Raw genomic sequence first — 16,129 nt, forward strand, 5'->3', positions numbered from 1 at the left:
TTGAGAGGCTCCTTCTATCCTAATATATGCTGGTTGTGCCATAGTCTTCCTTTCTTTGAGTAAATATGGCTTTGATTATATCATTTTTATTTATAATTTCGTTTAAGAGTTTAAAAGAACTTAAAATAAATTTAGCCCAACCTCAATAGATTTATTTACTCTTCTTTATCTTAACTTTGGCTTTTATGTGCTAAAAACTGCGAGCTTTTAAAAAATTTTGCTTGAATTTAAGTTTGAATTCAAGCTTTAAAGAGCAGTGAATTTTAAGTAGCTTTAATTGTCGAATTTTTTGATAAGCTTTAAAAAAACAAATAATTTTTAAACAAGCTTAATCAATGAATTTTTTAAAGGAGGGTGAAGTTTAAGTGGGTTTAAGTAGTTTTAAGTAGCTAGTTTTTTTAAAAAACAAACGAATTTTAAGTAGCTTTAATTGGCGAGTTTTTTGATAAAGTGTTTTTTTGCTTCCTTGCACTCTCGAATATAAGCAAAAGCAGCTTTGCAAAATTTCAACTTGCCAAATTTCATAGCAAATTTATTTTTCGTTTAAAAAATAGAATTTATATATAATGCAAAGGCTCAATTAAACTTAACAAGATTTTCTTTTATCAATTTCAGCAAATTTTGATGAGAATTTTGTTTTAAATTGTTCGTCTTAGATCTAAAATTCTGTTTCTTTTCAGTGAAGGATATTTTTTCTTAACACCACCAAATTTGGCTAAGCTAAATTTCGCAAACTTCTATTTGCAGTTACAAGATGCTTAACGAAGTAAAAACATTCACAATTTCCATTGATATGATTTCGTCCCTTTGCAAACTCGAATTTGGCGTGCTTTACCATATAATGTGTTTTTGTTTCTTCTTGAAAAGTTGTGAGCTGAAAGGCAAAACAACAGTTCAAAATTTACCAAATCTGCAAAATTTGCAAATAAAGCTTGTTTTTTATAGGCTTTAACTTAAAAACTTTTAAATTTAATTTGTCCAAATTGTTGAATTTTTAGTGAAGCTGTGAATTTTTAAACTTAATTCGTGAATTTTTTAACCTTGATGATTTTGTCTTTTATGCTTGTGTGATTTTAACTAAAAATACGCTAAAATTCACAACACACAAGATAAAAGGAAGACAATGAAATTACTAAAAATATCCCCTTTAAGACAGGACTATTTAGAGCAAATGGGCTTTTCTTGGCACACGGACAAGGATGGCAGTGCTTACATAGCAGACGAGCTAGTGTGCGTGAGTGCAAATGAGGCAAATGCCTACTACAAGGCAGCTAACGAGCTTTATGATATGTTTGTTGCAGCTGTGCAAAATGTCATCGACAAGAACCGCTTTTCTGAGCTTGGCATTCCTTTTAGCTTAATTGATGCCATTAAGATGAGCTGGGAAAATGAGGTGCATTGGCATTTATACGGTCGCTTTGACTTAGCCGGAGGGCTTGATGGTAAGCCCATAAAGCTAATTGAGTTTAACGCAGATACGCCCACCTCGCTCTTTGAAGCAGCCATATTGCAGTGGGCTGTGCTAAAACAAAATGATATGAACGAACAAGAGCAGTTTAACAGCATTTATGAGAGTTTGAGGGATAATTTCAAGCGTCTCATTACCCTTGAGGAAAGCGTTGAGGGCTTTGAGGAGTATTACAAGGGCTGGAAAATCTTATTTTCAAGCCTTGCAAACGATGAGGATGCCCTTACTACAAGGCTTTTAGAGCATATAGCAAGAGAGGCTGGCTTTGAGACAGGCTTTTCTTACATAGATGAGGTTGAATTTTCCCCAGATGGCGTCTTTAAGGACGGGGTGAATTATGAGTATCTTTTCAAGCTCCTTCCTTGGGAAAACATAGCCATTGAGGAGGGCGAGCTAGCAATGCTTCTTACTCAAATAATGAAAAATCAAAAGGCTATCATCTTAAATCCCGCCTACACCTTGCTTTTTCAAAGCAAGGGCATACTCAAGGTGCTGTGGGAGCTTTATCCAAATCACCCCTTGCTCTTAGAAACAAGCGAAGCACCCTTGCCAAACAAAAAATGTGTCAAAAAGCCACTTTTTGGCAGAGAAGGTGCAAACATAAGCATTATCGAGCCTAACGGACAAGTTAGCTTTGAAACGGCTGGGGATTATGGCAGTGAGAAATTTATATATCAAGAATTTAGCGAGTTTAACTCTCATCAAAATGAGCTTTATCAAGCTGGGGTATTTTTTGCCTATGAGGGCTGTGGGCTTGGCTTTCGTAAAGGTGGCTTGGTGCTTGATAATTACGCTAAATTCGTGGGGCATATCATAAAAAACTATTGAATTTGGCTAGATAAATTTGCACAAAAAGGGGTTTTGAGTTTAAACCGTGTTAAAATGTTTAAAAATTTAAGAAAAAAATTCACAAAAAGCGTGAAAATTTAAGTAGCTTTGACAAGGTATTTGAATTTTTAAGCAAAAATTCACAAGATGTTTTACAAGCAAAAGGAGCAAAAATGAAAAAGCTAAAAATCGTTTGTTTGGACGGTGCCACGCTTGGCAGTGCGGATTTAAGTGCCTTTGAGGACTTTGGCGACTTTGAGAAATTTGAGCTAACGCCCAAAGAAAAGGTGATTGATAGGCTTCAAGGTGCGGATGTGGCTATGGTAAATAAGGTCGTGCTTGATGAAAATGTGCTTGATAACACGAACTTAAAGCTCATTTTAGAAACCGCCACAGGCACGAACAACATAGCCGTTGAGTATGCCAAAAGCAAGGGCATAGCGGTGAAAAATGTCGCAGGCTACTCTACGCAAAGCGTTACCCAGCATACCTTTGCCCTGCTTTTTGCCTTTTTAAATCAGGTGATTTATTATGATGAATTTACAAAAAGTGGCAAGTGGTGCAAGAGCGATATTTTCACGGATTTTTCACGTCTTACTACTACCCTTGCTGGCAAGAATTATGGCATTATAGGGCTTGGGGCGATAGGTAGGGAGGTAGCAAAGATAGCAAGTGCCTTTGGAGCAACTGTTTTTTACTACTCTACCTCTGGTGTGAATTCAAATGCTGAATTTACAAGGCTTGAGCTAGATGAGCTTTTAAGCGAGTGCGATTTTATCAGCATTCACGCACCCTTAAATGAAAAGACAAAAAATCTCATCACCCAAAAAGAGCTAAATTTGCTTAAAAACAAGGCGATTTTAATCAATGTAGGGCGTGGGGGCATTGTAAATGAGGATGATTTAGCCTTAATGCTTGATAAAAAGGATTTTCGAGCAGCCCTTGATGTGCTTGAAAGCGAGCCTATGAGAAAAAATCATCCGCTTTTAAGCGTGAAAAACAAGCAAAATCTCATCATCACCCCACACATAGCCTTTGCAAGCGAGGAATCAATGGCAAGGCTCATTAAAATGGTCTTTGAAAATCTAGTAGAATGGAGCAAAAATGGCAAGTGAGCACAGCTTTGACATAAGCGGAGCGCTTGATTTACAAGAGCTTAAAAATGCCTTAGAGCAAGCAAAAAAGGAGCTTGAAAGCAGGTATGATTTCAAGGGCGTTCAGGCTGGTTTTGAGCTAAATGAAAAGGAAAGCGTTTTTACGCTATCAAGCTCAAGCGATGGTAAAATCGAGCCTTTAAAGGACATACTCATCTCAAAGCTCATAAAAAGGGGTATTAACGCAGCAGCTATCAAAGAACAAAGTCGCAGTGGCGGGGCTATGACGCGTCTAGGCTTAAAGGTAAATGACAGCATAGACAGCGAAAATGCCAAAAAAATCAACAAGGCTATAAAGGACAGCAAGCTCAAAGTAAGCTCGCAAATTCGTGGGGATGAAATCCGCGTAACAGGAAAGCAAATAGATGATTTACAAGCGGTGATGAAGCTGGTGAAGGAGATGAATTTGGAGTTGAATCTAAGCTTTAAGAATTTGAAATAGCTTGAATTTTACTTTGAATTTGGTGAATTTTGTGTGCAAATTTTGAGTTTTTGCTGTGAATTTTTGAGAGTTTTTTGTGGGCTTTTTTGAATTTGGTGTAAAATTTAAGTGCTTCTTGTGAATTTTAGCTCAGTTTTTGGGCTAAATTCACAAGGCTGGTTCGTCTTTCGGTTATAAATCGCTTTTAACAAATTTCGGCAGACCGCTTCGCTTTCAGTCTAGCCCACGCCCACAAAATCGATTTCTGCCTCGAAATACTGCACCTTAACTTGATTTAACTGAAAATTCAAGCTTTTGCCTGAATTTTCGCTGTGCTTTAAGTATTTTTGTGAATTTTAGCCTTATCTCACCTTTAAATTCGCCAAAAATTCACGCAAATCTTGAATTTTCGCTTTTAAGCACATTGCGTGAAGTTAGACAGTAAAAAAAGCTTGAATTTTCACTTTGATTTTAAGTTCATTTTGTGAATTCTAGCCTTTTTGCAAGGCTTTTTAATTTGGTTTGATTTATTTAGATTACAGACTACTGAAAGGACAGATTTTCATTTTAAGTGGCTTTGTTTTAGCAAAAATATTTTCTGTTTTTTGTGTTTTGTGTTCCGTAATTTGTATGCAAAGTGCAAAATACGGAGCTTTTTAGTAGGCTAAATTCACATAAAATTAAATTTTTAGCTTTGAGATTTTTAAGATAGAATTTGGCAAATTTTTGCAATAATTTCACGGTCTTGTTTAAATTTTAATGTTTAGTAAATTTTGTGAATTTAGTTCGATTTAAATTTTCTTTCTAGTTTGCTTGTGTTAAGTATTTTTATAGAGATCTTTATTAATCTTTTTGTCTTTTAATCTCTTGTTAAAAGGGTTAACAAGTTTGCAAGAGTTTCAACTCTAAATAAGAGTTAGATTTATTTAAAGAGGCCTTGTTTTGAAATATTTTTTATCCTTTATCCTTGTTTTTATGCTTTGTGCTTGTGCTACAAAGCCCTCATTTTCGCATTCAAAATCTATTTTTGTAAGCTTAGTATCTGATCAAATCAAACTTAGCGAGGCTGGTTTTTTGTATCAAGATAATGACAATTTAAGGCTTGAAGTTTATAAGCTAGCACAGCCTTTATTTGTTTTAGAATTAAAAGGCACAAGGTTTTGTTTAAACAAGGGCTGTTTAAAAGAAGAAGAATTTAACAAAAAATTTTTCAAAAATTCTCATTACAAGGGCTTTTTAAGGCAAATTTTAACAAAAAAGGCTCTTTATGATGGGCTAAATTTAATTCAAACTAACTGCGGTTTTGAGCAAAATATAATTACTAAGGCTTATGAGTTAAGCTATGAGATTTGCGAGGATAAAATTTTTTTTGAAGACAAAAAAGCAAGGATGAAATTCTCATTAAGGGAGATAAAATGAAAGACATAAAGGACTTTTTAAGCCTTGAAAGGCTAAAAGATAGTGCTATTTTTAAAAGATTGCATTGTTCTTACAACGAGGCTTTAATACTTAGAGAACTTTGTGAAAATCACATAAGGGCAAATTCAAGCACTGCTGTTTATACCTTGCTTGTCAGTCTTTTTAAGGCTGAAAAATACGCATATTTGGATCATTTAAGCGAGCTTAAACACCTAATAGAACTTGGCTTTGTGGTGCAAACCTATAATGTTTTTAAAACTAATAGCAAAGAAAAGGGCTCACTTTTAGGGCTTTTGCAAACAGATGTTGCTTTGAGCGAGCAGTTTTTACAGCTTTTGGAGGGGGGGGCTAATTTTGATCTCTCACAAAAGGGTGCTTATGCGGACTTTTTGGAGTATTTAAAGGATGAGTTTGAGAGGATAAGAGGCTATGAGAGGCTGTCTTTACTTGCAAATAAGGAGCTAAAAGATGAGCTTAAAGCCTTTGAGGTGCATATTAAGGCTAGATTAAAAAAGAGCAAGTTTTATAATATAATCGCTGAAATTTTCAAAGAAAATGCCCTAAATGAAAAAGAAGAGCTTATCTTCCTAGCACTTTTAAGGCAAGAATATGCGATGGAGGGTGAAAATTCAGCTACGAGCGAGCTAAATTCGCTTTTAAATCTAATCAGCACAAACGAGCTTGAAAGGCTGGAAAATAAATACTTGCTTGATGAGGGAGCTAGGCTTTATGAGAGGGGGCTTGTTGATTATGATGAGTATTTGAATGCTTATGGGGATCTTACTAAGAGCTTTTTCATAACAGATGAGATCTTAGAAAGAATTGTGAATTTTAAAGAACCGCAAAAGAGTAAAAAGATCAAGCTTGAAACGGCTTTAAAGGAACAAGATATCTTCGAGCTAATCGAGCCAAGCACAGACATAAACGATGTCATAATGCCTACAAAAACAAAGGAGCTTTTGCAAAACATACTCAAACAGCAGGATAAAACTGTTTTAGAAAGATTGCATCTTTGGGGCATTAAGGCTAATAAGAACATTGAAGCTAAGATCATCTTTTATGGACCTGCTGGAACGGGCAAGACTATGAGTGCGCTGTCCTTAGCAAAATCGATGAAAAAGGCGGTTTTAAGCTTTGATTGCTCGAAAATTCTTAGTAAATATGTGGGCGAAAGCGAGCAAAATGTCCGCAAGATCTTTGATACCTACAAAAATATAGCCACAAACTGTAAGCAAAGTCCCATTTTACTGCTAAATGAAGCCGATCAGTTTTTAAGCACACGCACGGAAAACTCGGCAGGGGCTGATAAAATGCACAATCAAATGCAAAATATCTTTTTAGAACAAATAGAAAAATTTAGCGGTGTAATAATCGCTACAACGAATTTTTTAGAAAGCCTTGATACAGCCTTTTCAAGAAGGTTTGAGTATAAGATAGAGTTTAAAAAGCCTGATTACAAGGATAGGCTTTTGATTTGGCAAAAGGCATTGCCTAAAAATGCTAGCTTTGATGATGAGTTTAGTGTTGAAAATGTGGCAAATTACGAGCTAAGTGGGGCTCAGATTATGATGGTGGTTAAAAATACAGCCTTAAAGGCTGCCATTTCAAAGGATGGGGTTTTTAAAATGAAAGATTTTTTAGAAAGCATACAAAAGGAGTTAAATTCAAGCTTTGATAATGCTAAAATCGTAGGCTTTGGAGCGTAATTTAAGTGAATTTTGTTTGAAAACCGTAAAAAATTCACTAACATTAGACACTTGATATTTTTAGCTAATATACTTAGATCTAAAAGCTTGGTAGAACTTAATATATATTTTGCCCCACATTTTTGAGCGAAAATTTTAGCAATTCTTGGATTGCTTTTGTGCTGAGCTTTGCTTAAGTCAAATCGCTTTCTTTGTAAGTCTTCTAGCCCTTGTGTAGATAATGCAACAAAGTTTTAATAATCAAAGAGTGTGAAAAAACAGCAAATCGAAATTTTTTTAGAAAATGGGTGGTGATATTGCAGAGGGTGAAAGTTATTTTTACAACGCTAGGCTCGTAACTGCGTAGTAAGCAAAAAGAGTAAGGGAAGCGTGGTCGTGGGGCTTGTTGCAAAAGTTTTTACTTCGTGCTACGCATCTTGCAAGTTTGCAAGAAGGAACAATGGCACAAGATTTTGTAAAACACTCTAAAAACGAATTTGCAAACGGACGAAGCTAGATAAACGGCATAGAGAATGTTTTTGCTTCGTACTCTTGCAACTGTAAGCAAAAGGGGACTTGCAAAGGCTAGCTTAGGTCAGTTTCATGGCAAGGAAATTTTTCATGCACTTAAAGGAAACTGAATTTTGGATCTAAGATCAAGTTTAAGAATGAAAATTTGTATAAAATTTTCTTAAAATGGCTTAGGAAAAATACTAGGTCATTTTAATTAAACATATCAATGGACTAAAATTATTCATATAAAGATTTGGATTTTTTGTTATAATTTTCTTTTAAATCTTATTTTTGTTTCTTATCAAAGAAGGTGTGCTGATGCTTTTAATTAGTAAATTAAATGTTTTTGATCTTGTAGAATGTGAAAAATGTGCAAATAATACTCTGCAAGATTTTTGCGTAATAGATCTTCGTGGTAAACAAGCATTCTTAGCGGCACACTTAAAAAACTCGCACCATTTGCCAAGCGAGGACAAGGTCCTTAGCTTTCTTAAACATTACAGCAAAAAAGATCTATTTAAAATAGAATTACCCAAACCATTTTTAATCCTTTGTTTTAGTGCTGTTAGGGCGAGAAAAATGAGCGAGAATTTAGCACAAAATGCTAAATTTCTAACACTTTATCCGCACAAAGAACTTTTTTATCTAAACTGCGGGATAATGGAAGCCTTTGATAGTAGCTTTGAAGTGTGTGCTGGGGAGGAGGACTTTGAGGATGAGGCTTTTGGCAAAGAGGCAAAGTTTTTGCAAGGTGTAAGCGGTGCAAATGAAGCTACCAACTTAGCGTGCAATTATAGCGATGCTGTGAATTTAAGAGCTAAGGCACACTTGACAGCTTTTACCCCCCCCCCCCCCACCTTGTTAGCCACTTAAAAAACATTCAGCCTCAAAATGAGGGCATAAATTTAAAGGCAAAGTTACTTAAAAACGCAGATTTATTAAATTCAAATAAAAATTCACACCCACATGTGAATTTTTTAAGCCCCTTGACTGCTGGGCAAATTCAAAGCGACTATAAAAATTCAAAACATTTGCCAAAAAATTCACAAAATTATCAAAGCCCACAGCCAAATTTAAACAAAGCATCACACAGGCTACAAATTCAAACAAGCTACGAAAACCCCCTAGTCGCTAAAACCATAGCCACTTTAAGAGAAAAATATCTCTCACACAAAAAGGCTTGGGTGGTTACTTTTAGTGGGGGCAAGGACTCAACCTGTGTTTTACAGCTCGTCTATGAAATGCTTGTTTCTTTGCCACCTTACCTTCGCCGCCAAACCTACGCCATCGCTTCAAATACCCTTGTGGAAGCACCACACATTGATAGATTTTTATGCGAGGTCGTAGCTTCCATAAACGCTCACGCAAAAGCTCATAACATTCCCTTTGAAGTTATTATGGTTGCACCTAGCTTAAAGGATGATTTTTGGGTAAATCTCATAGGAAAGGGCTATCCAAGCCCCACTCGCACCTTTCGCTGGTGCACAGAAAGGCTAAAAATCAACCCAGCCAAGGCACAAGTAGCCAAAATCACCGCAAAGCACGGCTCTTGCATACTTTTATTAGGCTCACGCAAGGCCGAATCAAGTAACCGCAAACACTCCATAGAAAAACGCGTTTTAAATGAGGATGGCTACTCAAAGCATCACGATTTCCCAGACACATTAACATACTCGCCCCTTGCTGAGTGGGACACTGACGCTGTTTGGGGCTATTTGCTCTCACACAAACCCTTGTGGGACAAAGACCACAGCGAGCTTTTCGCCCTTTATAGCAAGGCAAGTGGGGATGAGTGTCAGTTTATCACGGATTTAAGGCAAAGCAGCTGTGGGGGTTCTCGCTTTGGGTGTTGGGTTTGCACTGTGGTAAATGAGGACAAATCAATGCAAGGCTTCATCAGCACAGGCGAAACACAGTTAAAGCCGCTAAATGAGTTTCGCAATTATATAAAAGCCCTGCGTGAGGATAAAGAGGCAAGAAGTGATTACAAGCGAGATGGGCGTGCTGTGTATAAAATAGGAGGCTTGGGACCCTTTTTAAGTCATAAAAGGATAGAAATTTTTACAAGGCTTTTAGAAGCAGAATTAGCATTTAAAAAAAATGGCGGTGTGAATTTAATCACAGATGCTCAAATTTTAGGCATACAAGCTGAGTGGGACAAGGACTTTGACTTAGATAAAACAGCCATTAAAATAGCTCAAAAATTTGGACGCTTAAAGGAGTATAAAATGGAAAAAAGCAAGATTTTACATAAAGAAATTTTGGAGGAAGTGGTGGGGCAAATGCCTACAAATCAAGCATTTAGTGTGCAAGATCTAGAAAATCTCATCATAAAAAGTGTGGAAATTTGTGCAAGCGTTCGTAACTCTCAAGCAAATACACTTATCAAGGCGGAAATAGCCAAGATTTTGGACGATAAAAGTGCAAAAAACGAGGATGCGTAGATGTTTATTTCAAGGATAAGGCTGTGCAATATGTTTGCTTACTACGGTGAAGTAAGCGTGGAATTTAGACCAAAAGATGATAAAAAGCTGTTTTTTATCTATGGGAATAATAGCTTTGGTAAAACAAGCTTTATCCGCTCGGCAAAGCTGCTTTTTCTTGGCACAAATGGCATAGAAATACCTGAAACGATTAGAAGATTTGCACCTAAAATCAGAACTCAAAAGGCTTTTATATTAGGCAATAGCGAATGGGAGGGTATCTTAAACAAAGCCGCATTAAATGAAAGGCAAGATAATTTTTTTGTTTGTTTTGAGGGCGAGTTTAATGAAAAGGATTTTGTGCTTAAACGGTCTTGGGAAAATGTCTATGATAGCGTAAAAGAAAGGCTTTATTTAAGGCTTGACAATGAAGAATTTTTTGACGATGAGGCACAAGAAAAAATCACAACTATGCTCCCTCCAAATTTTGTTGAATTTTTCTTTTTTGACGGCGAGGAAATAGAAAAAATCAGCGACAATCTCCGCACCCAGCTTAGGGCTAAAATAGAAGAAATCTTGCAAATAAGCCCACTTGATAGCATTATTAAGCAAGCAAAGACTTATCAAAGTGAGCTAAAAGAAAATGAAATAAAAAACACACAAAAAGCCACTTATATTAAAGCGAGGCGAAGTGATTTGGAAAAAATAGAAACTCAAATTCAAGGCACAAAAGACTTGCTAACTAAGTTTAAGCAAGATAAAGATGACTGTAGGGCTGAGTTAAAAGAAATAGAAAATAAGTTAAATAAACTAATATCGGATTTTAGTGTAGAACAAGAAAGGCTAATATCTCAAAAAATAAGCATTCAAGAAAAACTAATAGCCACTAAAAAAGATTTAAGCGAGAGTTTAAAATATGTCGTTTTTATAAGTAATGAAAGTTTGCTTAATGAGCTAAAAAATGAGCTTGAAAATCTACAAAATGCCGCACAAAAGGGCGATATAGAGGCACTAAAAAGACTAACGCCAGACATACAAGAAATCGCAAATAAACAAATTCACGCAAAATCCTACGCCCAAGCCCTTAAACAAAGCCTAAATGAGATTTTAAATGAGCTTTTAGAATCTATGCCTAAAATGCTAGAAAACAAAATCACAAAAGAATGTAGCAAAATTCCATTATCTTGTGTGAAAGAGATTGAAGACACTCTCATAAGGACACAGTCTTGTATCTTAGTCAAGGATTTTACTGAGATAAAAAAGCTAAATACAGAATTAAAAATACTTGCCGATGAAATAGACTCTTTAAATACTGATGAAAGCACCAAGGAAAAGCAAGATAAATTAAACGCCTCAAAAAAAGAGTATGAGAAAAGAAAAAGCGAGTTAGAGATAGAAATAAATAAATTAGAACAGGATTTATTAAAACAAGAAAATGATAAGATAATCATCGAGCGAGATATTGATAATGCTGAAATTAGCATAAATACTGAACGCATTAAAAACAAACTAGATATGCTTGAAAGCCTAAAAGAGTGTGTTGGTGCATATAAGGAACGACTCGTAAGACGGTTGCGTGAGGAACTGCACGATAAAATTTTGTCAAAATATAAAATGCTTTTTACTAATGATAATATAGCCGAACTTGAAATAGGCGAAGACTTTGAAATTCATCTTAAAAACAAAGATGGCGAGGCGGTCATTGTTGAGAGTCAAAGTAGCGGACAAAAGCAGATTTTAGCTATTTCGATTTTTTGGGCTTTAAGTGAGCTTTCAAATTCACAAATTCCTATAATCACCGATACATCTTTAAGTCGCATAGACACTGGAAATAGGGCAAACATTATCAAACACTACTATGCAAAAGGCTCGCAAATTATAGTCTTACCACTTGATAGCGAGATAGGAAAAAGAGAATTTGAATACGCACAACCATATTTAGCAGGACTTTATAAAATTTTTAACGATGAAAATAGAAGACACGCTCACATTAAACGAGTAAGCGATATTAGCGAAATCTTATAAGGACAAAATTATGGCAGATTTTTACACAAATCAACTAGAAGAAAATCTTATTGACAGAGTGCGTAAAGAGGGCTTTGGCTACAAACAACCTGAATTTGGCGAGAATGATTTTCCAAAATATCTTGTTTTAAGGGTGGCTTTGGCTAGGGCTTTAAGAATGGAAAAAATTCCACTTGATTCACCTTTGTGGCAACAGCGACAAATCGTGGGCGAAAAAAACTCCAAACGCAGTGAATATCACCTAGCACAGCTAACAGGCAAGGGTAAAGAGCGCCGTGAGAACTTTGATATCACCTTTCGTGCTTTATTTTATATTAGGCATAAGGACGAATTGCAAGGTGATGTATTTGCTAGCGATGAACTTTACCTAGAAATTTTAGAAAAATATATAAGACGTGGGCTTTACGAGCTTTATAACTCGTGGAAAAATGATGACAGCATTTATCAATGGGGGATTGATAATTTAGGCTTTGAAAACCTTGCCTTGCAGTCAATGCCAAAAAGCTCTGAAAATTCAAACGAGAGTTGGTATTTTAACAAGCTAAAACACTATTATAAGGATTTTGGTGTAAATATAAATTTAATTAGAGAATATGACTCATATCGCCATCATATTTGTAAAATCGAAGTCAGCGATGCAAATTCTTTGCCAAGTTTTGAGGCAAGGGCGAGATTTTTGGATAATGAATTTGGCAAAAGCGTGCTTGTTTCGCCTTGCGATGGAATACCTCGTGCCTTTGATATTCAAATTGCAAAGGATGAAAAGGACTGGAAATTCGTCCTTGTAAATGAATTTAAGGCTGGTTTAGCGAAATTAAAAAGCGAGAATCTTAAGCTTGGCATTTACGCAGGACAGGATGTGGATAAAAAGCCCTTTTGCTTTGATTTACAAGAAGTTCCACACTGCTTTGTATCTGGTGGTTCAGGTGGAGGCAAATCCGTCTTTGTAAAAGGGGCTATCTTATGTTTGTTGCAAAATAAAAATGTTGAAATTTGCGTTTTGGTTGCACAAAAGGGGACGGATTTTATGGTTTTTGGCGAGAAAATAAGGCTTATATATGATTTTGAGGGCGTGAAAAATGAGTTAGAAAGCCTTGTGGCTGAGATGGAAGCAAGATATAGTGTTATGAATGAGGCTAGAAGTGATGATTTTATCGCACTTGGTTTTAAATATAAAATCGTTATTATAGATGAGTTGAAAGATTTAATTACACAAGAAAACAAAAAAAATCAAGAAATCAGCACACCCATAGGACGCTTAGCCCAAAAAGGAAGGGCAGCTGGCATTCATTTGATTTTAGCCACGCAAAGTCCTGACGGACATAGCTTTAAAGGTGCGATAAGAAGTAATATCCACGGACGCATTGCTTTTAAAGTGCCAAAACTCACGGATTCTAAAATCATTTTAGATGAAAGTGGAGCACAAAAGCTACTTGGCAAAGGTGATATGCTTTTAAGGGTTGGTGCAATGACTAGTCCTAAAAGGCTTTTTGGGGCGTATTTAAGCGATGATGAGATAAAAAGCCTTATATAAGATGAAATGTTCGCATTGTAGGCTTGATTTTAACGAGGGGCAAATGCAGTGGGGACAAGCATCTTGCTGCAAGAGATCTTAGCTTTGAGTGTATTTAAGTACTAGTTGTGAATTTTAAAGATCTGCGATTTAAGTTGAATTTTAGCAAATTTATATTTAAAAGTGTTTTGTTAAAAAATTTAGATCTTATCACTTAGGCTTGTAATTTAGTTTTTTAAAAAATTCACCCCTCAAGCAAAAACTTATTTTAAATACCCTTTGAAAATCTTTTTTAAGCTTTATAAACTTTGCAAGGCTTTTTACAACAAAGTTTAAAATTCAAAAGAGTGCAGAATTTAAAATTTTGCTTGGCTTGTTTGAATTTTTAAATCTTAAAAAATTTCTTTTTCCTAAAAAGACTTAAAGCTACAATAGAGTGAAAAACAAGCTTGTCAATTTCACAAAACTTAAATTTGGCTAAAATTTGAGTATATTTAAAATAGAAAGCAAGGGATGCTAAAATGCCAACTTTACCCTTTTGCCTCACCACCCTACAAGTTATTAAAAAAGCAAGTAGAAAGGGACTTTTGACAGCTTTTGCTACTAAGTGCTGGATAGATTTTAGCTTAAGGCGACGCATTAGATCTTGTCTATCTTTTGTTGGCAAAGGCAGATAACAAAGAAAGCATACACTAAAGTTTTGTGCAGCTCATCTTAAGTATAGACATGCAAAAAATTCACAAAGATCTCACATTTAAGCTATTTTTATAGCATTAAACAAAACAAATTATAATTACAAATCATAAGGAAAAAGGGTGACACAAGCCTTGAAAAAACAAGATACAAATGCCGTTTTAGTGCCAAATTCAAGGCATTTCATTCAAAGCGAAAAAAATCTGAATTCACAAAGCAAAATCACACTAAATTCAAATTCAACCCCATTTTTCACACACAAAAGCACCACGCTTTATCAAGGCTCGGCATTAAATTCAGCCACATTAAAGCCACAAAGTGTGGATTTAATCATCACTTCCCCGCCCTATAATGTCGGCATTGAATACGGCTCAAATGATGATAGTAGCGAGTATGAAAGCTATCTTAACTTTTGCGAAAAATGGCTTGAAAACTGCTTTTTGTGGAGCAAGGATGGGGCTAGATTTTGCCTGAATATCCCGCTTGATAAAAACAAGGGCGGACAGCAAAGCGTGGGAGCGGATATAACGACACTCGCTAAAAAAGTGGGCTTTAAATACCACAGCAGCATTGTTTGGAACGAGGGAAATATCTCACGCCGCACAGCTTGGGGTAGCTGGCTGAGTGCCTCTGCACCCTATGTCATCGCACCTGTGGAGCTAATTTTGGTGCTTTATAAAAACGAGTGGAAAAAGGCACAAAAAGGCATTAGCGACATTCGCAAGGACGAGTTTATGGCTTGGACGAATGGGCTTTGGAGCTTTAATGGCGAGAGCAAAAAGCGAGTAGGACACCCCGCACCCTTTCCGCGTGAATTGCCAAAGCGTTGCATAAAGCTATTTTCTTTCGTGGGCGATGTGGTATGCGACCCATTTTGTGGTAGTGGCACAACTATGATTGAGAGCTTTTTAAATGAGCGTGAATTTATAGGCATTGAGCTAGATGAGAGCTACTGCGAACTAGCGAAAAATCGCTTTTTGCAAGTGGTGCAAAAGGAAAAAGGATTGTTTGATGGCTGAATTTTCGCAACTTGATTTGATAATGGAATTTTTTAAGGCAAATCCGGGGCGTGATATTTCGCATCAAAAGCTTGTCGATTGGGTAAGTAATGAGTGGCAAAAACGCACGGGTAAGGTTTTTAGAGACCCTGATAGGGGTATAAGATCTTTGCACCTTCTGCTTTGCAGTGATGTGAGCGTAGCGAAACGAAAAATGAGATATTTGCAAAAAATCGCCAAAGGCGTTTATCGATATGAGCCTGAATTAGTAGTTTTGAGAAAGGATTTAGAGGATTTTAGCCCCACTCTTAAAAAGCAGATTTTAGAGCGAGATAATTATAAATGTGTCATTTGTGGGCTTGGCAAAGGGCTATAACTTCAATAGAGCATATAAAGCCCAAAGATTTGGGGGGTAAGGCTAGTTTAGAAAACGGACAAACGCTGTGTGCGAGACATAATTTTTTAAAGAAAAATTTAAAGCAAACCCAAACGAGCAAGAAAATGTTTATAAGAATGCTTGAAATAGCTCAAAACGCCGATGATAAAGAACTCATCGCCTTTCTAAACGAAGTGCTTGAAGTGTATGAAAAGCACGGTATCAACGGACACATAGTGTGGAAAAAATAAGTTTTGTTTAAAATTAGTAAATTTTAAAATGACTGACTTTTTTCACATTTTTATATGAAATTTTTGTAAATTTTTCTTCACAAATTCACAATTTTACTTGCATTTAAATTTAACAAGCAAACTTTACTTAAATTTAGCTTAATGTTTAGCATAATGCAAAAAAGCAAGGGACACTTAAATGTCATTTTACAGCCAAAATTTAAAACATTTTCTTAAAACCTTGGATTTTTATTTTAAAGATTTTCACGGCAAACGCGAAATGTTACACGCAAAGGAATTTGCCACGTTTCGTGCTAGCCTGAGCTCGAACGGCAAAGCAGTTTTATTTAAGCTTTAAAGATGAATTTGGGGTATAATGTTAC

General features: G+C 35.9%; 13 protein-coding genes and 1 pseudogene. 13 read left to right on the plus strand and 1 reads right to left on the minus strand.

All coding sequences use genetic code 11. From position 1 onward, the window contains the following. Positions 1 to 715: 715 nt before the first annotated feature. A complete protein-coding gene (locus tag DMC01_RS15785) occupies positions 716 to 838 on the minus strand; it encodes a hypothetical protein (RefSeq protein WP_282432239.1) in 123 nt (40 codons plus the stop codon). A gap of 285 nt (positions 839 to 1,123) precedes the next feature. Here DMC01_RS15785 and DMC01_RS03145 point away from each other — a divergent pair, with 285 nt between their 5' ends. The 13 genes and pseudogenes from DMC01_RS03145 to DMC01_RS16150 form a co-directional block, all read left to right on the plus strand. After that, the gene (locus tag DMC01_RS03145) at positions 1,124 to 2,296 is read left to right on the plus strand and encodes a glutathionylspermidine synthase family protein (RefSeq protein ID WP_142692840.1); all 1,173 of its coding nucleotides are present in this window, start codon (positions 1,124 to 1,126) and stop codon (positions 2,294 to 2,296) included. Positions 2,297 to 2,469: 173 nt separating this feature from the next. Next, on the plus strand, positions 2,470 to 3,411 hold the full coding sequence (locus DMC01_RS03150; protein WP_142692841.1) for a D-2-hydroxyacid dehydrogenase: 942 nt from the start codon (positions 2,470 to 2,472) through the stop codon (positions 3,409 to 3,411). Further along, positions 3,401 to 3,892, plus strand: a complete 492-nt coding sequence (locus DMC01_RS03155; protein WP_142692842.1) for a YajQ family cyclic di-GMP-binding protein — start codon at positions 3,401 to 3,403, stop codon at positions 3,890 to 3,892. Before DMC01_RS03150 ends, DMC01_RS03155 begins: the two co-directional genes overlap by 11 nt. Positions 3,893 to 4,813: 921 nt before the next feature. After that, positions 4,814 to 5,290, plus strand: a complete 477-nt coding sequence (locus tag DMC01_RS03160; protein ID WP_142692843.1) for a hypothetical protein — start codon at positions 4,814 to 4,816, stop codon at positions 5,288 to 5,290. Next, positions 5,287 to 6,996 carry an ATP-binding protein gene (locus tag DMC01_RS03165; RefSeq protein ID WP_142692844.1) on the plus strand — a complete coding sequence of 570 codons (1,710 nt, stop codon included), beginning with the start codon at positions 5,287 to 5,289 and terminating at the stop codon, positions 6,994 to 6,996. The genes DMC01_RS03160 and DMC01_RS03165 overlap by 4 nt, the downstream gene beginning before the upstream one ends. An 810-nt stretch (positions 6,997 to 7,806) precedes the next feature. Beyond that, on the plus strand, positions 7,807 to 8,361 hold the full coding sequence (locus DMC01_RS03170; RefSeq protein ID WP_142692845.1) for a rhodanese-like domain-containing protein: 555 nt from the start codon (positions 7,807 to 7,809) through the stop codon (positions 8,359 to 8,361). A 95-nt stretch (positions 8,362 to 8,456) separates the two neighbouring features. Beyond that, positions 8,457 to 9,932 (plus strand): DNA phosphorothioation system sulfurtransferase DndC, encoded by a 1,476-nt coding sequence (gene dndC / locus DMC01_RS03175; RefSeq protein ID WP_246058972.1) that lies wholly within the window; start codon positions 8,457 to 8,459, stop codon positions 9,930 to 9,932. Next, on the plus strand, positions 9,933 to 11,936 hold the full coding sequence (locus DMC01_RS03180) for a hypothetical protein (RefSeq protein WP_142692846.1): 2,004 nt from the start codon (positions 9,933 to 9,935) through the stop codon (positions 11,934 to 11,936). Positions 11,937 to 11,946: 10 nt separating this feature from the next. Then, a complete protein-coding gene (locus tag DMC01_RS03185; RefSeq protein WP_142692847.1) occupies positions 11,947 to 13,470 on the plus strand; it encodes an FtsK/SpoIIIE domain-containing protein in 1,524 nt (507 codons plus the stop codon). Positions 13,471 to 14,363: 893 nt separating this feature from the next. Continuing rightward, the gene (locus DMC01_RS03190; protein WP_142692877.1) at positions 14,364 to 15,161 is read left to right on the plus strand and encodes a DNA-methyltransferase; all 798 of its coding nucleotides are present in this window, start codon (positions 14,364 to 14,366) and stop codon (positions 15,159 to 15,161) included. Then, entirely contained in the window at positions 15,154 to 15,516 is a 363-nt protein-coding gene (locus DMC01_RS14755) for a hypothetical protein (protein ID WP_246058973.1), read from the plus strand. The genes DMC01_RS03190 and DMC01_RS14755 overlap by 8 nt, the downstream gene beginning before the upstream one ends. After that, positions 15,492 to 15,767, plus strand: coding sequence for an HNH endonuclease (locus DMC01_RS14760; protein ID WP_246058975.1), 276 nt, complete (start codon positions 15,492 to 15,494; stop codon positions 15,765 to 15,767). The genes DMC01_RS14755 and DMC01_RS14760 overlap by 25 nt, the downstream gene beginning before the upstream one ends. Before the next feature lie 178 nt (positions 15,768 to 15,945). Then, positions 15,946 to 16,123: pseudogene (locus DMC01_RS16150) on the plus strand (ATP-binding protein); the annotation flags it as partial. Between the last annotated feature and the right edge of the window lie 6 nt (positions 16,124 to 16,129).

This window comes from Campylobacter troglodytis, assembly GCF_006864425.1.
GTDB classification, from domain to species: domain Bacteria; phylum Campylobacterota; class Campylobacteria; order Campylobacterales; family Campylobacteraceae; genus Campylobacter_D; species Campylobacter_D troglodytis.